This is a genomic window from Streptomyces sp. NBC_00249 (assembly GCF_026342355.1).
Taxonomy (GTDB): Bacteria; Actinomycetota; Actinomycetes; order Streptomycetales; family Streptomycetaceae; genus Streptomyces.
Genome location: NZ_JAPEMV010000011.1, coordinates 258,168 through 276,073, shown reverse-complemented (window position 1 = coordinate 276,073; position 17,906 = coordinate 258,168). Strand labels below are relative to the sequence as shown.

22 protein-coding genes are annotated in these 17,906 nt (G+C 69.6%); 11 read left to right on the top strand and 11 right to left on the bottom strand.

Annotated elements, in window-relative coordinates; genetic code table 11:
• Window positions 1-407 precede the first annotated feature (407 nt).
• Together OOK31_RS36950 and OOK31_RS36945 are read left to right on the top strand one after the other, a co-directional pair.
• Window positions 408-803, top strand: coding sequence for a hypothetical protein (locus tag OOK31_RS36950; protein ID WP_267091812.1), 396 nt, complete (start codon window positions 408-410; stop codon window positions 801-803).
• Window positions 803-1,447, top strand: a complete 645-nt coding sequence (locus OOK31_RS36945; RefSeq protein WP_267091811.1) for an OmpA family protein — start codon at window positions 803-805, stop codon at window positions 1,445-1,447. Before OOK31_RS36950 ends, OOK31_RS36945 begins: the two co-directional genes overlap by 1 nt.
• 339 nt (window positions 1,448-1,786) lie before the next feature.
• On the opposite strand, the gene OOK31_RS36940 is transcribed toward OOK31_RS36945, so the two are convergent.
• Window positions 1,787-2,734, bottom strand: a complete 948-nt coding sequence (locus OOK31_RS36940) for an AraC family transcriptional regulator (protein ID WP_267091810.1) — start codon at window positions 2,732-2,734, stop codon at window positions 1,787-1,789.
• Between the two features lie 96 nt (window positions 2,735-2,830).
• Between OOK31_RS36940 and OOK31_RS36935 the strand changes: the two genes are divergently transcribed.
• From OOK31_RS36935 to OOK31_RS36920, 4 genes are all read left to right on the top strand, one after another.
• On the top strand, window positions 2,831-3,553 hold the full coding sequence (locus tag OOK31_RS36935) for an SDR family oxidoreductase (RefSeq protein WP_267091809.1): 723 nt from the start codon (window positions 2,831-2,833) through the stop codon (window positions 3,551-3,553).
• A gap of 242 nt (window positions 3,554-3,795) precedes the next feature.
• The gene (locus tag OOK31_RS36930; protein WP_267091808.1) at window positions 3,796-4,794 is read left to right on the top strand and encodes a hypothetical protein; all 999 of its coding nucleotides are present in this window, start codon (window positions 3,796-3,798) and stop codon (window positions 4,792-4,794) included.
• 41 nt (window positions 4,795-4,835) lie between these two features.
• The gene (locus OOK31_RS36925) at window positions 4,836-5,846 is read left to right on the top strand and encodes a clavaminate synthase family protein (RefSeq protein ID WP_267091807.1); all 1,011 of its coding nucleotides are present in this window, start codon (window positions 4,836-4,838) and stop codon (window positions 5,844-5,846) included.
• Between the two features lie 173 nt (window positions 5,847-6,019).
• Window positions 6,020-6,553 carry a hypothetical protein gene (locus OOK31_RS36920; protein ID WP_267091806.1) on the top strand — a complete coding sequence of 178 codons (534 nt, stop codon included), beginning with the start codon at window positions 6,020-6,022 and terminating at the stop codon, window positions 6,551-6,553.
• A 108-nt stretch (window positions 6,554-6,661) separates the two neighbouring features.
• On the opposite strand, the gene OOK31_RS36915 is transcribed toward OOK31_RS36920, so the two are convergent.
• The 6 genes from OOK31_RS36915 to OOK31_RS36890 form a co-directional block, all read right to left on the bottom strand.
• Window positions 6,662-7,540, bottom strand: a complete 879-nt coding sequence (locus OOK31_RS36915) for a hypothetical protein (protein ID WP_267091805.1) — start codon at window positions 7,538-7,540, stop codon at window positions 6,662-6,664.
• Between the two features lie 10 nt (window positions 7,541-7,550).
• Entirely contained in the window at window positions 7,551-8,114 is a 564-nt protein-coding gene (locus OOK31_RS36910) for a papain-like cysteine protease family protein (protein ID WP_267091804.1), read from the bottom strand.
• 235 nt (window positions 8,115-8,349) lie between these two features.
• Window positions 8,350-9,204 carry an NmrA family NAD(P)-binding protein gene (locus tag OOK31_RS36905; RefSeq protein ID WP_323188301.1) on the bottom strand — a complete coding sequence of 285 codons (855 nt, stop codon included), beginning with the start codon at window positions 9,202-9,204 and terminating at the stop codon, window positions 8,350-8,352.
• A 98-nt stretch (window positions 9,205-9,302) separates the two neighbouring features.
• Entirely contained in the window at window positions 9,303-9,776 is a 474-nt protein-coding gene (locus OOK31_RS36900; RefSeq protein ID WP_267091802.1) for a hypothetical protein, read from the bottom strand.
• Window positions 9,777-9,929: 153 nt separating this feature from the next.
• Window positions 9,930-10,448, bottom strand: coding sequence for a MarR family winged helix-turn-helix transcriptional regulator (locus tag OOK31_RS36895; RefSeq protein ID WP_267091801.1), 519 nt, complete (start codon window positions 10,446-10,448; stop codon window positions 9,930-9,932).
• A gap of 290 nt (window positions 10,449-10,738) precedes the next feature.
• Window positions 10,739-11,662 (bottom strand): transposase, encoded by a 924-nt coding sequence (locus OOK31_RS36890; RefSeq protein ID WP_267091800.1) that lies wholly within the window; start codon window positions 11,660-11,662, stop codon window positions 10,739-10,741.
• An 83-nt stretch (window positions 11,663-11,745) separates the two neighbouring features.
• Here OOK31_RS36890 and OOK31_RS36885 point away from each other — a divergent pair, with 83 nt between their 5' ends.
• Both OOK31_RS36885 and OOK31_RS36880 read left to right on the top strand, forming a co-directional pair.
• Window positions 11,746-12,201 (top strand): ASCH domain-containing protein, encoded by a 456-nt coding sequence (locus tag OOK31_RS36885; protein ID WP_267091799.1) that lies wholly within the window; start codon window positions 11,746-11,748, stop codon window positions 12,199-12,201.
• 71 nt (window positions 12,202-12,272) lie between these two features.
• A complete protein-coding gene (locus OOK31_RS36880; protein ID WP_267091798.1) occupies window positions 12,273-12,641 on the top strand; it encodes a VOC family protein in 369 nt (122 codons plus the stop codon).
• A 116-nt stretch (window positions 12,642-12,757) separates the two neighbouring features.
• Here OOK31_RS36880 and OOK31_RS36875 read toward each other — a convergent pair whose 3' ends face one another.
• The 4 genes from OOK31_RS36875 to OOK31_RS36860 form a co-directional block, all read right to left on the bottom strand.
• Window positions 12,758-13,180 (bottom strand): hypothetical protein, encoded by a 423-nt coding sequence (locus tag OOK31_RS36875; protein ID WP_267091797.1) that lies wholly within the window; start codon window positions 13,178-13,180, stop codon window positions 12,758-12,760.
• A gap of 176 nt (window positions 13,181-13,356) precedes the next feature.
• Window positions 13,357-13,833: a DUF4265 domain-containing protein gene (locus tag OOK31_RS36870; RefSeq protein ID WP_267091796.1), complete on the bottom strand. Its 477-nt coding sequence runs from the start codon at window positions 13,831-13,833 to the stop codon at window positions 13,357-13,359.
• Window positions 13,834-14,012: 179 nt separating this feature from the next.
• Window positions 14,013-14,567 carry a DUF3291 domain-containing protein gene (locus OOK31_RS36865; protein WP_267091795.1) on the bottom strand — a complete coding sequence of 185 codons (555 nt, stop codon included), beginning with the start codon at window positions 14,565-14,567 and terminating at the stop codon, window positions 14,013-14,015.
• A gap of 32 nt (window positions 14,568-14,599) precedes the next feature.
• Window positions 14,600-15,334: a metalloregulator ArsR/SmtB family transcription factor gene (locus OOK31_RS36860; RefSeq protein ID WP_267091794.1), complete on the bottom strand. Its 735-nt coding sequence runs from the start codon at window positions 15,332-15,334 to the stop codon at window positions 14,600-14,602.
• Between the two features lie 235 nt (window positions 15,335-15,569).
• On the opposite strand from OOK31_RS36860, the gene OOK31_RS36855 reads away from it, so the two are divergent.
• Genes OOK31_RS36855 through OOK31_RS36845 form a run of 3 tightly spaced genes read left to right on the top strand, consistent with a single transcriptional unit; the run spans window position 15,570 to window position 17,772 of the window.
• Window positions 15,570-16,112: a 2OG-Fe(II) oxygenase gene (locus OOK31_RS36855; protein WP_267091793.1), complete on the top strand. Its 543-nt coding sequence runs from the start codon at window positions 15,570-15,572 to the stop codon at window positions 16,110-16,112.
• Window positions 16,109-16,849 (top strand): hypothetical protein, encoded by a 741-nt coding sequence (locus tag OOK31_RS36850; protein ID WP_267091792.1) that lies wholly within the window; start codon window positions 16,109-16,111, stop codon window positions 16,847-16,849. Before OOK31_RS36855 ends, OOK31_RS36850 begins: the two co-directional genes overlap by 4 nt.
• Window positions 16,846-17,772 carry a glycosyltransferase family 2 protein gene (locus OOK31_RS36845; protein WP_267091791.1) on the top strand — a complete coding sequence of 309 codons (927 nt, stop codon included), beginning with the start codon at window positions 16,846-16,848 and terminating at the stop codon, window positions 17,770-17,772. Before OOK31_RS36850 ends, OOK31_RS36845 begins: the two co-directional genes overlap by 4 nt.
• Window positions 17,773-17,906: the final 134 nt, after the last annotated feature.

Below are 17,906 nucleotides of genomic sequence, written 5' to 3'. Positions count from 1 at the left end.
ACCGGACCATGGACTTCGTGGCCGCCAGCTCGGCCTCGGCAACTCCCTGAGTGCGGCCGAGAGCCGCTGCGCTTCTCCATGATGCGCGCGCGTTGCCCGATTGACGCCCCTGCCGGCCCCATTCCGGGCCCGGGAGGGCGCATTCCACCATCTGCCGGACCGAGGAAGGTCCGTAAGGGAAAGGAACATCGTTCATGAGCATGAGGCTGATGAGGAGCATACGTCGGGGCGGGGCAGCCACCGTTTTCGCGGCGGCCTTGGCCTTGTCATTGTCGGCCTGTGGTGGCAGTGGTGGGACCACGAAGGACAGCAGCAGCTCCTCGCCCTCCTCCGCGGCGTCTTCAGGGGCCGTGAAGGACGGGGCGTCGAAGGGAGGAGGGGGCAGGACCTTCCCCGACAAGAGCAAGGTGCTCGGCACGTTCAAGGGACCGGACGGCATCGACCTCATCGTCCACGCTGCGACCAGGGACAGCGGCGGGTTCCTCACGGTCTACGGCGAGTTCAAGAACACCAGCAGCGAGGACTACACCGTCCCGATCGGCTGGCAGGGCCTGGAGCAGAGCGTGGCAATGCACGGACGGTCCCTGGGCGCCATGACCCTGGTGGACTCCAAGGAGAGGAAGCGCTACTACGTCCTGCGCGACTCCGACGACCGCCCGCTGACGACGACCGACTACGCGGACCCGCTGAAGGCCAAGGCCTCGATGGACGTCTTCGCGATGTTCCCGGCCCCGCCCGCCTCAACGACCGAGGTCGGTATCCAGTTCCCCGGCTTCGCCGCCGGCACGATCGAGGTGTCCTGATGACCGGGACTGTGACGTCCACCCGGCGGACTGGCGTGCGTACGGCCCGGGCTGCGGCGGTCATCGGTGCGCTGGCACTCGGGCTGCTCACTGCGCACGCCGCTGCCGATGAGTCTCCCTACCCGTCCGCATCCACCGCACCGCCGCCGCGGATCGACGCGAACGACCCTGATCTCGGGCTCCCGTCGGGTGTCCGCCTCGGGCCCGTCAAGGTGCTCACCGTCAAGTCCGTCGTCGAGGACCTCGAGGGCACCGAGCGCCGCGAGGACACGAAGACGGACATCAAAGTCGCGCTCCAGTCGGAGGTGCTCTTCGGCAAGGACAGCGCGCAGCTCTCCCCCGCCGCGAACGGCCGCATCGCCGGCGTCGCGGCGGAGATCAAGAAGCAGGGCGCGAAGAAGGTCCGTGTCTTCGGCTTCACCGACAATCTCGGCTCCTCGGCGCACGGCGACGCGCTGTCGAAGCAGCGTGCCGAGGCGGTACAGGCCGTGCTGGCCACGGACCTCGCCTCCGCGGGGGTCACGTTCGAGGTCCGGGGCTTCGGCGAGCAGCACCCCGTCGCCGACAACAGCACGGAGGAGGGCCGGAAGAAGAACCGCCGCGTGGAAGTCTCCTTCGAGCGCTCCGCGGAGGGCGCTTCGTAGAGTCCCGCGAGGGGCCCTGGATGTACCGGATCGGGGCTCCGGTGCGGCAATACGCCGGTGGCGCCCGCGCTCGGGGTGGGGAGGTCGTCCTCATCGACGGCACCCTGATCCCCACCCAACACCGCACTGGGAAGGCGAACCGCCCAACCACTCCGGCAGGCACCAGAGCCACGGCCTGCGCTTCCTCGCCCTGACCGATGAGCGAGGCAAGCTGGTCTGGATCTCGGCCGCCCGCGCCACCGCCCTCCTGCGCGTCCTGCTCGTCCTGACCAACCTCGAAGTCAACCGCTGACGACACGCTGACGAACGATCAAGAACCCAGGCTCCCGCCCAAGAGAATCAAACCGGCACCGACAGCGAAGCCGACGCCGTCCGCCGCTCCCGCCGATATGCCCCGGGCGGGGCGCCGAAGTGCCGCTTGAAGGCCTTCGCGAACGCGAATTCCGAGGTGTAGCCGGCGTTCTCGGCCACGGCGCTCAGCGAGTCGGCCGTCTCGCGCAGCATCCGCGCCGCGATGGCCATCCGCCACGTCGTCAGGTAGCTGAGCGGCGGCTCGCCGACCACCGTGGTGAACCGCCGGGCGAACGCGGCGCGCGACAGTCCGGCCCGGCTCCCCAGCGATTCGACGGTCCACGGATGCGCCGGGTCGTCGTGGATCGCTTTCAGCGCCGGGGCGATCAACGGGTCGTTCAGTGCCGACGCCCAGCCCTGCGTCTGCTCCCTGGGCAACTCGGCGTACCAGGACCGCAGGATATAGAGAAGCAGCAGATCGACGAGCGTCGTGACCACTGAGTCCGAACCCGGCTGAGGCTGGTGCATCTCGGCGCAGAGCTGGTCGACCGCCGAGCGCAGCGCCGGATGGCGACCGGGGCTGGCCGGGAGGTGGATGACCTCCGGGAGTTCGCCGAGCAGCGGATGCGGCCGGTCGACGTCGAGGTGGTAGGCCCCGCATACCAGCACGCTGCGAGCGCCGTCGCCCTCGACGGTGAAACGCCCGATCGGCGAGGAGGTGTCGACGCGGTCGGGTTCGAAGGCGACCAGCTCGCTGGTGACCGCGTCACAGATGGCGTGATCGGTGCCGCGCCGCAGGAACACGACGTCGCCGGGGCCCAGGGCTATCGGATCGCTGCCAACCGGCAGGAGAAAACAGTGTCCTTCGACGACGACGTGGAATCCGGCTCCCGCGATGGGCTGGAAGCGCACACCCCACGGCGCCTGCGCGTCGGTACGGACAACGGACGGACGCCCGGTGCGCAGGGCCGCGAGCGTGTCGCTGAGTATGTCCATGCACTCACCATAGCGTGCTGAGATCGAGACGATCAGACAGCGAATCAAGACTTCAGGCTATTCATTGTCTCTGTCGTGACACGTAGCGTCCTCGCCATGAACAACACAGCAGACACCCAGCGTGTCGTCGTCATAGGTGGTACCTCCGGCATCGGATTCGCCGTTGCGCAGGCCGCAGCGGCTCAGGGCTCGAACGTGGTCGTCGCCTCCAGCAGCCAGGGCCGGGTCGACCTGGCGGTGAAGAAGCTCGGTGGCCCGGCCGAAGGCATCTTGCTGGACGTCGCCGACGAGGCCGCACTCGCCGGCTTCTTCGACCGGATCGGCGAGTTCGACCACCTCGTCTACACGGCGGGCGAGTCCCTGCTGCTGACCCCGCTCGCCGACCTCACCGCCGAGGAGTCCCGAGCGTTCTTCGAGCGCCGCTTCTGGGGTGCCCTGCTCGCCGCGAAGTACGCGACGCCGAAGCTCCGTCCCGGCGGCTCGATCACCTTCACCTCCGGCGCCTTCGCCACCCGGCCCGCCCCCGGAGCCTCGCTCGGCGCAAGCATCACAGCAGCCGTCGAGGGTCTGACGCGAGCCCTGGCCCTGGAACTCGCCCCGCTGCGGGTCAACGCGGTCCGCCTCGGCGCGATCCGCACCGAGCTTTGGGACAGCACCGTGCCCGAGCCGGAGGCCTTCCTCCAAGCGCAAGGCAGCGCCCTTCCCGTGCAGCGCGTCGGCAGCCCCGAGGAGGCTGCGGCGGCCTACCTCTACCTCCTGAGCAACGGCTACGCGACCGGCACGGTGCTCACCCTCGACGGCGGAGCCGCACTGGCCTGACATCGACTGCTGTCGGACCGACGAGCCCGGTCCGGCAGACGTCCGCCAACTCCGGCGCACGCACAGGAATGATCTTGCCGGTCAGGTTTCGTGTGGAGTGTTCTTGGCGAAGTACTTCAACCATGGGCTTATCGCCGGTCGCCGGTCATCCTGCTGTCGCTGTTTTCCGTGAGCCCCGAGGCGGGCGTCCCGTCCCGGTGCTGGGTCCACGGGTCGATGCCGAGGCGGAGCGGACCGCGCGCGTGCTGGCCGGGTTGGCGACCCATGCCAGACCTGCCGAACAGACCTCCGCGCTGCGGCAGGCTACTGCGGCTGCCGGTGAGTTGGTGGCCGCGCTGTCGGTTCTGGCTCCGGCCGTGGCCGGTGAAGGACTCCCGGCGGAGTCGACCAGTCAGTCGTTCTTCCGGGTCCGAGAGGGGGAGCTGTCGGATCAACAGGCCGCCCTGCACGGTGTCCTGGTCGTCCACCGCGGTCTGGAAGACCTGTGTGATGCTCCGCTGTCGGGTGCCGACCTGGCGCTGGAGGTCGCCGGGATGCGGCAGGCGGTGCTCGACCTCACCGGCGCGGCGCCGGGCGCCGACCCTGACTCCCTACCGCTCGTGGCCGTCCCCGAGGCCGGTGCGGGGGCGTCGTTGGAAAGTGTGTGGAGTGCTCGGTGGCTCATCGGTCACCAGGTCCATGTCCTGTTCAACATCTGCGCCGCGGTCGCCGTGGCCGACGCCACCCGCCATCTACGGCACGGCGACGGCGATGCCGCTCTGCTGCGGCTGGCAGATGCGACGGAGTACGTACGGGGCTTCCCGGCGGCCATGACCCACGCGAGTACGGTCCCGGCCGAGTACTACATGGCGGCGATACGCCACACCATGGCGCCCCCGTCGGTGGACGTCCCGTTGAGCGGGCGCCAACATCGCGGATACAAGCTGTTCCGGGCGGCGATGAAGGACCTGCTGTCCGTGGTTCCCGATCCCTACGAACAGTTGGCGGCCCGCGACCCGGAGCTGGCCGAGGCACGGGGCGCTCTGCTGGAAGCCGACATCGTGGACGGTGAACGGCACGTCACGCTCGCGTACTCGATGGTGCATCTGCGTCGTTCCATCGCTCAGAAGCCCGCGGGCCCCGACAACGCGGTCGCCGAACTACGGCTGATGCGCCATCGCCGCGCGGCCCAGTACGCCTCGCTGATCCGATTCGGGGACCACTACGTCGCCGACGCCGTGGCCGGCCTGCGCCACTCGTGACTCCGCGCGTCCGCCGCCCACGCCCCCGGCAGGAGACCCCGATGCCCGAGACGACGCCCGACACCATCCAAAGCTCCGCCGTCGCCGCCGACTGGGCACTTGACCCGGCCGATGCAGACGCGTGCGAGCGGCTGGCCCGCACCCTGTGCGGTAGCGACCACGACCAGGTCGACACCCCCGAGTGGGTGGCCCGGGCCCGGGACGCCTGGGAGGACCTTCCGTTCCCGCTGCGCCGTGGGGTGCGCCGATTTCGAAGGCACTCCGGCCCGCATGGCACCTTGGTGATCGGCGGCCTGCCCGTCGACCGGGCGGCCCTGCCCGCGACGCCGTCCGTACCCGGCTCGGTCCAGCGCCGGGCCACCGTCTCGGCCGCGTTGCTCACCATGGTGGCCTGCGGGCTCGGCGAGCCTCTCGCCTACCTGGCGGAGAAGTCCGGCGCCCTCGTCCAGGACGTCGTGCCCGTGCCCGGGCAGGAGAGCTTCCACGGCAACGCCGGATCGGTGCCGCTGTCCTTCCACACCGAGAACGGCTTCCACCCCCACCCACCCGACTATGTGGTCTTCCTGTGCCTGCGCGCCGACCACGACCGGCGCGCAGGCATGCGCGTCGCCGGCATCCGCCGAGCGCTGCCGCTGCTCACCCCAGCCGGCCGCCAGGCGCTGTTCGCACCGGAGTTCATCACCACACCACCACCCTCATTCGGCCCCGACGCCGGCGCGACCGAGTCCGATGTCAGGCCCCGACCGGTGCTGTCGGGAGCAGTCGAGGATCCCGACATACGCATGGCTCAACTCGTCACCACCCCGCTCACCCCCCGGGCCGCCGCGGCGCTGGCCGAATTCGGACGCGCCTGCGAGGCGACCGCCCGCACCCTGCGCCTGAATCCGGGCGACCTGGTCGTCATCGACAACCGCGTCACCGTCCATGGCCGCACCGCCTTTCACCCCCGTTACGACGGTGCAGACCGCTGGCTGCAACGCACCTACGTCACCACCGACCTGCGCCGCTCCCGGGACCACCGCCCCGACGACGGCCACGTACTTGCCCGCTGACCTGCGTCCAGTCCCACGGGTAGGTGTTCACGTACACGGTCTTGATCTGCTCGGTGGTGATCCGCAGGAATGGTCTCGGGGCGCATGGCTACGCGTGCCGGGCCGGCGGGGGTTCGCTTCCTTCTCGGTGTCGTCTCGTTGACCTGGTCACTCGACCATTGGAGGCGCGCCCCATGCTCAGGACATCCCCCACCCGGCGGCTCTCGGCGGTGCTGGTGGCGACCTCCGTCATTGCGGGTGCCGCGGGGATCGGCCCCGCGCACGCGGTGGAGCGGTGCAAGGTGTCGTCCAGGACCATCGACAACCCCACCTACAACGGGCCCTGGCCCGACAACTGGGATTTCACCGTCAAGGCCTGTGTGACCGAATCCGGTGCGGCCGTCCGGCACTGGGCGACGGTCTCATGGGACCTGCCGGAAGCCTCCACCGGCCGAGGCCCCGTCTTCAACACCACGGGCACGAACATCGAAGTGACGGCGATGATCGTCGGGGGCGGCCTGGCCGTCACGAGGCGCACCGACCTGGCCAAGCGTCTCAACCAGGCGAAGGACGGGTCCACGACGCCGGCGTCCTACTCCTCACGCTGGCCCGACCGCCACCGCCTCTTCACCGACGTGATCTTGTTCCTCGACTGGAAGGACGACGGGAAGGGCCCCCAGAAGATCCACTTCGACGCGTCCCCCTCCATCCCCGGCTCGTCGCGGTGAAGCCGGCCCGCTGCGGTGGCCGGACCGTGGTGGCGGTCCGGTCGGACGGGGAGGTGCTCCGTCCCGGCCGGCTGCCGGGGCGGAGCGAGGGGGCGTACGGGGTCGGGCTCAGCGGGTGCTTGCGCGCCGCCGCCGGTGGAGCAGGGCGGCGCCCGTGAGGGCGAGTGCCGTGCCGGAACTGCCGGCGAGGAGCAGCGTGGAGGACGAGGCGTCGTCCTCCTTGCTCTGGAGGCTGTAGCCGCTGGAGTAGCCCGTGGTGTCGTACTCCGAGCCGGGCAGCTTGTCGGCGTAGCGGGCCTTGACCAGTTTCTGGTAGTCGCTGAGCGACACCGACGCCTGGCCGCCGAGTCCTTGTCGGGCCTGGTCGTTGAGGGGCTCGACGGTGGTGAGCTTGAGCTGGTACCAGCCGCGGATCTGCGGCTCGGTGAAGACCAGCGTGCCCACGGTGGCCTTGCCGGCGTATGCGGCGTCGCTGTCGCTGTCGCGCACGGCTGCCAGGTGCCAGCCGCCGCCCTGGGTGGGGGCGAGCATGACGGTGGCGTTGCGGCCGTTGACGGTGGTGCTGAGCGAGGAGACCAGCTGCGTCAGCTTGACCGCCTCGATGGGCAGCGGCTGGGCGGTGCCCGCGACGAACCCGGGGGTGATCTCGTTCCGCGCCACCGGGTCCTTGATCGTGAAGACCGGGAGGCCCTGGCAGGGCTCGGCCGTTTCGGGGATCGTCTGCACCGGGGCGCCGGCGCCGCCGGTGGGCACCGGAGTGCGCAGGAAGCGGCAGACGGCGTTGCGGACGTCGGTGGACTTCACCGCGTTGAGGGCGGCCTGGTAGTCGGGGATGTCGGCCGGGAGAGGGTCCTTCGCCGGGACCGCGTGGGCGGGACCGACGACGGACAGCAGCGCGGATGCGCTCACTGCGATGACGATGGACAGACGGGAGAAGCGAGAGGCCGCCCGCTTGCTGGACATTTCGGTGCCGCTGGTGTCGCGCATGTCGCCTGCCTTAGCGGGAGATACCGATACGGGAGTGGGTCCACTTGGACGAGCTGTTGCTCACGTAGTCGTTGTAGTTCCACCACGTGTAGGTCGTCGTGTCCGGCCAGGGGTCGGCCACAGCGATCGTGCTGTTCGACGTGTCGAAGCCGTAGACCACGTTCATGTGGCCACCACCGGACGTCCACCCGATGCGGGCACCGATCGGCCGGGCCGCCTTGACGTCGGTGGACACCTGATTGAACGTGGCAGCGCTACTGAGGCCCGAGCCCGTGTGGGTCATGCCGAGGCTGTTCCAGCCCCTGGCCATGTCGTCGAGCGTGGCGGGCTGGTTGTTGCAGCCGTAGGAGGGCTGGGCCCGGTTGCAGAAGTCCGTCTGTGTGGAGCCGAAGCCCTGGAACTTGGCGATGGTCAGCCCGGAGGCGACCCAGCACCACTGGGACTTCTCCTGCTTCAGCATGCTGATGGTGTCCTGAGCCGCTTCCGCGTGCGCCGTGCCTCCCGCGGCCGCGAGCGATCCCAAGGCGGCCAGCGCGATGGCCGACGCCGTGGTTCCGTACCTGAACCTGCCCATTTTCCTGCCTTCCCCTGATGGGTACAACGAGATGAACGGGGCAACCTGTCAGGAATATGACAGCGCAGCATGTCTGAGGCATATAGGGGTCCAGCAGGAAATTACCCCGTACTGATTATTTGTCGGGTAATCATGCGACTCGGGCACTGGCGGCTCGCGTCTACCTGCCGAAGCGGGGTGTGATGCGCGCGACCTGCCCGCCTTCGGCGGGCTCCAGGTATCCCGGTGAAGCGCCCTATCGGCGGAAGTGGGCGTGGTGTTCGCGCAGGAAGGCGTCGAGGGTGCGGGGCGGGCGGCCGAGGATGTCGGTGACGGTGGTGGTGGGGGTTTCGGGTCGGGTCATGGCGAGTTGCTGGATCTCCGTCACGTGGTCGGCGAGCCAGGTGGGCATGTGGGCGTTGTGCATGAGGTTGTCGCGCAGTTCGTCCGGGGTGAGGTTGACGTAGCGGATCTGATTGCCGGTCAGGGTGGTCAGTCGTGAGGCGAGTTCGGGGTAGGAGACGGCTTCGGTTCCGGTCAGGGTGTAGGTGCCGCCGGCGATGTCGGGCCTGGTGAGGGTGGCGGCGGCGACGTCGCCGATGTCGCGGCAGTCGATGTAGTTGCAGGGCGCGTCGCCCGTCGTGCCGAGGATGACGCCCTGGGCGACGGTGGGGGCCAGGCGCAGGAGGTTCTGCATGAACGCGTAGGGGCGCAGGATGGTGCGGGTGAGGCCGCTGGCGCGCAGGTGTTCCTCGACGGCGTGGTGTCCGCGGGAGACGGCGACCGGGGAGTCGGGTTCGGCGGCGGGTGCGGAGATCTTGACGATGTGTCCGATGCCGGCGTGGGCGGCGATGTCGATGACGCGGGTTTCGAGTTCGACCTGTACGGGGCTGTTGGCCATGGCGAGGAAGAGCTGGCTCGCGCCCTTGAAGGCGGTGCGCAGGGAGTGGGGGTCGGTGGCGTCGGCGTACTGAACCTCGACGCGCGGTTGGTGTGCGCCGGTTATGCCGGGGATCGGCCTGTGCGGGGTGCGGGTCAGCGCGCGGACGGGTGTGCCGAGTGTGAGGAGGCTGTGGAGCAGGGCGTTCCCGGTTGCTCCGGTCGCTCCCATGGCAACGATCATCGTGTGCTCATTCCTTGGTGACTTCCCGGCGGCGGGTGCTGCCGGGGTCGGCTCGGTCGGGTGGGCCGGCGCGGTGCCGGGGCGGGTCACAGCCGGGATGCCGTGGTGGTGCTGCGCCAGCGCAGGGTGACGATGGTGGTGGCGAGGGCTGCGGAGACGGGCAGGTCGATGCGCAGACGCTCCAGCCACGGAGTGGCGGGGAGCGGGGTGTGGGCGGGCAGCCATTGGGCGGTGAACCATCCCAGCAGGGCCGCCGCGCCGGCGGAGGTGATGACGAGTGCGGCGGTCAGGGCGACGCGCGGCGTGCTGGTGGTCCACCGTCGGGGCCGCCCGCCGTGCCGCAGCCAGGTGCCGACGAGGAACGCCACCACGGCGGAGGTGCCGGCGATGGAGGTGCAGGCGGCCACGGCCAGGTCCTGCCGCCCGGTGACGACCCCGGCGGTACCGGCCATCAGCGCGGGGGCGGCGTAGGCGGTCAGCACCTCGCGCCACAGGGTGAACGGGCGGGACGGCCGGGAGGCTGCCCGGTTTCGGCTGGTTCTGTCCTTCGTTGCGGGCATGCTGGCCTCTTTCTCGTTTTCTCGTTCGTGTAAGGGAAGCGAAGGGTTGCGGCGGGGGCGGCAGGCCTACTCGCAATATAATTAGGTGGCTAACTATTGCCCCGTAAAAAGGGCCCTGCCCGGAGGGCGGGGCCAAACCGGCCGAGAGCCGGGTCAGTCAGCGGCCAGAGCCGCACTGCCGCGCACGACGCGGGCGAGCAGATCCAGGAACACCGCACGCTCCTCGACGGAAAGCCCGCCCACCATCGCCTCGAGCCGCCCGAAATGCTCGGACGCCATGTCGCGCAGGCGCTGCGCCCCGCGCGCGGTCAGGATGGCCACCGTGCCCCGGCCGTCCTCCGTGGACGGGCGGCGGGCGATCAGGCCCTCGCGCTCAAGGCCGTCCAGCAGGCCGGTGACCGTGGCCCTGGAGACGTCGAGGTCGGCCGCGAGGCGCGAGGGGGATTTCTCCCCGCCGTGGTCTTCGAGGTCGGCGAGCAGGCGGTAGCGCCCCGTCGACAGGCCGAACCTGGCAAAGTGCGCCTCGGCCGCCCGGCCGACCCTCGCGCCCGCCGAGATCAGCCGCACCGCGACCAGCACCGCCTGCGGATCGACCTCCAGGCCGTAGTGCTCGACCTGCCGCCGGGCCTGGTCCAGCGTGGGCGCCTCGCCGTCGATGCCATCCCTCGTCATGCAAATAATATGGCGGCTAATCACTTGGGCTGTCAAGGCGCCCCGGTCTCCGGCCTGGTGCTGGTGGGCCCCCGCATTCAACTTCCACCAGCTCTCCGAGGAATGAGGGGCTGGCACCTCAAAGCCGCCGAAGCAGCCGGGCGCCTGGCCAGCAAGCCCGGTACCTACCTGCAGACACAGACGCTGGCCTGACAGGCCATCTCGTGCAACCGACCGGGGCGGCGCCTCTTACAACGTGGTGCGCAATTGAGGGTGGGGCGTGCTGGCCTGGAGAGTCGTCGGGTGGGTGATCACCTCTCGGCGGCACGGTCGGAGACCAGGCCGCCGACGGCCGAGTGAATCTCGTCGTAGTACTCTCGGGCACCGATCCAGCGTTGCAGGGCCCGCCACTGCTTGTGCTCGGCGTTGCCGTGCTCGACGCAGATCCGCTCCGAGGACTGCTGGTGTCGGACCCTTTCCCAGACGGCCAGTTCCTCGGGGGTGGCGTCCTTGCTCGGTTTCTTCGGAGGCGCCTCGACCTGGTTGGGGAAATCTCTGGCCAGGCCCAGATAGCCGGCGTCGACCTTGGCCCTGACCCCGGGGAACTGCTCGAACAGATCCCAGATGCCCTCGGTCTTCAACGCTGTCTGATCATGCATGCGGCCGGGCCGGAACGCCCCGGTCCACAGCGTGCGGCCCTTCCCGTCGGTGATGACGGTGGCCTTCTTGGTGTTCTGCCTGCGCTTGCCCGAGACGAAGGCGCGGCGGCCGGGCCTGTTCGCCCGCGGGCGGCGGAGCTGGACCTCGGTGCCGTCGATCCGCAGCTCGACGCCCTTGGCAGCGGCGTACGCGAACACGTCCGCAAGCGTACGAAGCCGCAGGTTGGGCTGGCCGGGAACGGCGAAACCCCGTGCGGCAAGCAGTGGACGGATCTCGTGAACAGCGCGGGTGATTGTGGAGCGGTCCACGTCGCAGAACAGGGCCAGGGCGGCGTGTGGGAGTTGAAAGCGCAGGATCACCAGGGTGGCGATCATTCGATCAGTGAACACCAGCTCGTGGTTCGTTCCAGCACCGGCCGCGCGCAGACGCTCGTGGCCTCGACGTTCATGGAGCCGCCCTGCTTCGGAGGCCATCCAGGGGCCGGCCAACTCTCCGATCAGCGCACCGAGTCGACGCCGGGACAGACCAGTGCAGATACGATGGGAAAGGGCCGTGCGGGCCAGGTATTGCGTCACAACAACACCCAACCCACGCGGTCCTCGCCACGTCACGGCCCACTCCTGCCGGCCTGCGCGGCATGGGCAGTTACCGTGACCGCATGACGACTGACGCCACCCCACCCGCGAACCTCGCATCGATGCCCAGGGTCGAGTTCGCCTTCCCCGGCCCGCTGCGCGACCAGCTCGTCGCAGCGATCCTCAACGGTTCCAAGACCTCCACCACAGAACTCCTTGTCGACTACGAGCATGAGGGGGAGCCCCTGCCGAAAGTCGGGAGCCGTTCGGTGGTCATCGACTCGGATGACCGTCCGGTCGCGGTCATCGAGATCACCGGCGTGCGTGTCGTCCCGTTGGCGCAGGTGGATCTCGCTCACGTGGTGGACGAGGGGGAGGGGGACACCAGCGTGGCCGAGTGGCGGGCGGGCCATGAGCGGTTTTGGCACAGCGAGGAGATGCGCGCCGCGTTGGAGGACCCCGAATTCACCGTGGACGACACGACGCTGGCGGTTCTGAAACGCTTCCGCATCATCACCGACCTTCGCCTCGCCGATTAATCATCCGCCTATCGCTCACCACGTCGTTAGAGTGTGCATCGCGAAAGTCTGTTGATCGGCTCAGAGGTGTCATGTCCTTGCAGATGAAGTTGAGCGCGATAACACTCGATTGCCCTGATCCGCTGGCTCTGGCGGCGTTCTATCAGCAGGCCACCGGCCTTGAACCCCACCCGAAGTCGGACGCCGACTTCGCCGGTCTCAACCGTGAGGATGGACTCCTCATCGGCTTTCAACGGGTCGACGACTACCAGGCCCCGAGCTGGCCTAATCCGGCCGTTCCCCAGCAGCTTCACCTTTGCTTCGACGTCGTGGACCTGGACGAGGCGGAGGCCCGGTTGCTGGAGTTGGGCGCAGGCAAGTCGGATCACCAGCCGCATGAGGACAAGTGGCGGGTCCTCACCGATCCGGCTGGGCATCCCTTCTGCATCGTCAGGGGCTGACTGTGGGCAACCTCTCGGACAACGCCGGCGGCATCCAGGTGCTCTCACGGATCGCGAAGGCACACTGAACTGGCGCGACACGTAGCTCACCCCGGACGTGCCTCAACGGTGAGGCGTCAGCCGCCGTCAAAGCCGCAGAAGGTCCCTGATTCATCAGCGGCATCGGCGAAGTCCGCAAAGTCCATGTTGGCGATGCTGAGGTTGGCAGCCACGTCCGGAAACCACTGAACTGGAACCCTGAACGTTCGCCCAGGTTCGTCCGAAAGGTCCACGGCCAGAACCGGGTGGCCCGGATCATCCATCGTGGTCGCGTCCGCCAGGAACATGTAGACGATCTGGTCGTCCTCTTCCGTGGCAGCTTCTTCGTCCAGGAGCGCCTGGACATCCACGTCGGCGAAACGAAGGTCGCTGATATACGTGGCATGGGGATACTCGCCGGCAGCGTCGAGTGCGGCTCGAACCGCATCCCAGGCTCCCTCGTCACCGAAGTCGGTGCGCAGGACCAGCGAAGTCAGATCATCGGGATGAGGCAGGGGCATGAGCGTGATCCTCTCACCCGACGCCGACATCGACCGTCGGCAAGGTCAGGGCACCCCAACCGCGTCGACGTGACCCCCAGACCTGACCGGCTGGTCGGCATTACCACCAGGCCGAAGCTGCTGAAGCGCTGATTTTCAAGGCCTTTGACGTGATCGAACGTCCAGTGCTTGAGGAGTCAGGCGTTCCACCACTCTTCGGTGCCACAACCGACTTCGTAGTGCCACCAGCCCTCCTTCTGCCCCTGTTCCAGGAGCGCCTTGATCCCCGTGAAGTCCGCGCCGGCCGGTGCGGTGAAGGCGACCATGGGGAAATCCGCGCTGAAGACCTCACCACCGAGACGGAAGGCCGAAAGGCGCTGGTGCACCGCGTGGGGGCTCCGACCCAGAGGGCCGGAGGGAACGGGTACGACGCGAAGGGTGCAGTTGCCGGCGGAGCTGACGCGCCCGACGGCCCAGTGCAGCCCATCGGAGTCGGTCGCGAACCGTACGACGTCGTCCTCGGCGACGCCGTCCTGAAGAAACGGGATGTTCTGCACCCTGGCGGTGTCGGCGCTGAGTCTCGTTGCCCACAGGCCCTCCGTGTCCTGCGGGAACCAGCCTTCACGCGGGACGAACCGGAACCACACCTTGATCTTCTCGCCCAAGCTCTCCATGGCGGCAATCATGCGTGGACCACCCCCTGCCTCCCACACCGGGTCTGAGCTGTGCGATCAGCCCTCCTGTCGCTCTCCTGCCCGCGGTTGTGGAGATGATGCCGAGCCGGCGGTCGCGTATTGCGCACGACGTCCAGGGAGAACGGTGCCGCCGCCTTGATGGGCCGAGTGTCCCTGCTCTACACCGCCGCCGTGTCCCCGGCCGGCGTCGGCCGCGCGCTCTGCGCGGCCTGCTCAGGCTGCGCCGGCGGCGCGGCCTGAAGGTGTTGGGCGGCCTCGGCCGTGGTGTAGGAGGAGGCGAAAGTGAACGCGCGCGGGGAAGGACCGTGCGCCCGCAGGTCCGCCAGTCGCTCCAGGGCCTCGTCTGCGGTCGGGAGGTGCCCGGCGGGGACCCACCAGAGCACCATGTGCGCCTCGACGTGGCGTTCGAACCATTCGCGGCGCCGTCGCATCACCTCCAGGTGCCCGCTGCGGTAGGCGAAGTCCCACAGGGCCTCCTGGGTCTCCCACACCGACAGGTTGACGATGACGTGTTCGCCCGCCGGGCGCAGGCCGGTGGCGTCGGCCGCTCCCTCCTCCACGAGCCGCCACACGAAGCCGGGCGCGCCGTCGGCGGCGGCGTTGACCGGGTCGAGCATCTCGACGAAGGGCGCCACACGCGGGTCGTCGAACGGGTGGCGGAGCGTGGCGACATTGAGCTGGGCGAGGTGGGCGGCATGCGTGGATGCGGTCATGGCCTCATCCCAGCACGACCCGCTTTTCTATGTCAATCCCCATTGTTTTTAGAAGTCTCGACCACCACGCAGCACTCTCCCGGCCGGGAGTCCATGCGAGCGCGGACGGGACCGTCCGCACCGAGCAGCCCCTCCAGCAGTGCGAGGTTCATGCCGCAGACGAGTGGCGGGAAGCGTTCGGCGACGGCATGGAAGGGGCAATTGCGCATACGGACGACGCGTGCGGCCGCCCCGGTCGCCCCCTCGGCGCCTTCGGCGTCCTGCGCGCCCTCGGCATCCTCGGCGCCCTCGGCGTCCTCAGCGCCTTCCAGGTGCGGTTCGTAGCCGCGGGCGGCCAGCATCTCCATCGCCTCTTCGAGACCTCCGCAGGGCGCCGCCGAGCCGCGCAGGGCCTCACCCCGGCGGCGAGCGGCCGCGCAGAGCCCGGCGTCCAGCCCCGCTTGCTCGGCGGCCTCGGCGAGCAGCTCGGCGGCCGTGCGGTAGTCGCGGGCGGGCAGCGACACCGACCGCTCGACCCGCGCCCGCGTGTACACCTTGGCGGGACGGCCCGCCCCCGGCCCTGAACGGCCTGTCAGGCGGCGGCTGCCACTCTCCAACAGCCCGACCTCGGTCAGCCTGTCCAGATGGTGCGCGGCAAGCGTGCGCGCCACCCCGGCCGCCTCGGCGGCCTCGTTGCGGCCGACCTCACGGCCCTGCGCCACCACATACTCGTACAGGCGGCGCCGCACCGGATCCTGCAACACTGCGATCACATCGATGTCCTTCACATGGCCATTCTAGGAACAACGCAGGTTGGAGATAGAAAGGCGGAATCCGCCGTGCGAGCTGGTCCGGTGTGTCGGTCCCGGTGCGCCAGGCCCGCCTGCGGCAGTCTGGGTCCACCCGCACCAGACGTATCTGACCGGGAGGCGCCAGGACATGCGACCCCAGTTCAGGACGCAGAACGTGGCGTCGGCCCCCGGCTTCCTGTCTGCCGCCGAGTGCGCCGATGTCATCCGGGCCATGGACGAGTCACCTCGCGAGCCGGCCCAGGTCGTCCGCGCGGGCGAATCGCTCCTGGACACGTCGCTGCGCCTCTGCTTCGACCACCACTTCCCCGAAGACCACAAGCAGCGCATCGGTGAGCGCCTGGCGTCCTATTTCGACGACCACCGCGCGGCGTTCGACTCGGATGCGGACTTCCTGTACGGCCCGTACTTCATGTCGTACGAGAAGGGCAGCTACTTCCGCGCGCACCGCGACGTCGCCAACCACAAGGACGATCCGCCGCGGCTCGCCGCCCACCGCTGGTCGCTGCTGCTCTACCTCAACGGCCGCCGCGACACCGGGACCCTGCCGACGTTCGACGGTGGCGCGCTCACCGTCTACGAGACCGATCCCCGCCTGCGCGACCGGCGGGTGGTCGTCGTGCCGGAGCCGGGGATGCTGCTGTTGTTCCGGTCCTCGCTGATGCACGAGGTGGCGACCGTGCTCGACGGCACGCGGTACGCGGTCGCCGGGTGGATGTCCAGTGCAAGCTCCCCCGCGCTCGGAGGCCCGCGATGACCTGCCACTCCTCCGCCAACGAGTCGGTCCGGATGCGCGTGTCCGGCGACATCGACCCCGAGACGCGGAGCGCGCTCGCGACGTTCTGCCGCCGCAACGGCTACCCGTACCTCTTCAGCGAGGTACTGGAGCCGCTGCTGTCCGGGCACGGCCTCATCCTGGCTCTGGCCGTGACGGAGAGGCCGTGGCCGCCCAAGGGCATCGGATCGCAGACGATCGAGGCGGTGGGCATCGCCATGATCGGAACCGAGGACCGGACCCACCTCACACCGGTCCTGACCGACCGGAGGAACGCCACGAACCTGGGCCTCGTCGGAGCCATGACGAAGCAGCTGCTCGAGTACCTGCGCGAGGCGGACGTACCGTCGGCCGGCTATCTGGTGCGCCAGGGCGACCGGGCGGTCGAGCGCGCCCTCGAGCAGGCCGGTTTCGCCGAGGCGGACTTCCGGTCGTCCACCGACTTCGCCGACTACCTGGAGTTCTCCGCCGCCCCGCAGAACGTCATTGACGCGCTGGGCCTGGCCCGACTACGGCTCGGTGACCTGCTGTCGCTCAGCCTGGACGGTGCGGAGCTCGACCGGCTGGGCTCCTACCATTTCGCGCTCACCGCCGGGCTCACGGCCTATCTGCAGGACTCGCTCCGGCACGCGGCCCTCCTGCCCGGCCTGATCGACCTGGTCGCCACGCTGCCTCCCGGGGGCGTCCCGCCGGGCACTCCCGGGCCGCCGGCGACATGAGCCGTACGGCGTCCTCGGCCGGTCCCGTGCGGCGCGGCACGGGGGCGTCGACGGTCTCGCTGGTCATCTCGACGCTGGATGAGGGGGCGGAGCTGCATGCGACCCTCGAGTCCGTGTTCGCCGGATCCGCCGTCGCCGACGAGACGATCGTCGTCGACGACGGTGGCACCGACGGCAGCTGCACCGTGCTGGAAGGGGCCCAGTGGCGGGCCCGCGGGGTCGTGGTCCATCGCATCCGGCGGAGCGGGGTCGCGGCGGCCCGTAACGCGGGCGCCCGGCTCGCCCACGGTACGCACCTGGTGTTCCTCGACGCGCACTGCCGGCTGGAGCGGAACTGCCTGGCACGCCTGCGGGCGGCGCTGGAAGCCAGGCCCGACGCCGTCCTCGCGCCCGCCGTCCGCGACATCGGCGGCACGTCGGCGGGCTGCGGAGCGCGGCTGATCGACGCCCACCTGCGGGTGCGTTGGCTGCCTCCCGCGCCGGACCGTACCGCCCCTTACCCGGTGCCCCTCGCGCCGGGCGGCTGCCTCGCGGTGCGCCGGGTGACGTTCGACCGGTTGGGCGGCTTCGGCACCTTCCGCGAACTCGGTCTGGAGGACGTGGACTTCAGCCTCCGGGCCTGGCGTGCCGGGGTCGACGTGCTGGCCGTCCCGGGGGCGCGGCTGGCGCACCGGTTCCGCCCGTATCCGCCGTACCGCCTGAGCTCTACGAGCCGCGCGTACAACGTGACGCGGGTCGCGCTCGTCCACTTCGACGGTTCGCGCCGCGAGGAGTGCTTGCGCAAGGTGATCGGTACGCCGAGGGCCGCGGAGGTGCTGGTCGAGGCGTTCGCCGACGACTGGGAAGCGCAGCGGGCCGTGGTGGAGGCGACCAGTGTGCGCTCCGTGGAGGCGTACTTCGAGAGGTTCGGCGACTGGAGGTGACGCTCGCGTCCTGGGAAGTCCCTTGCCCGGGGTACGTGGACCGGCCCCGACGGTGTCGGCTGTCCCGTCGGTCCGGGGCACGATCGTGCCGATCGTGCCCCGGACCGACGACGGAGAACGTCCCGCGCTACGCG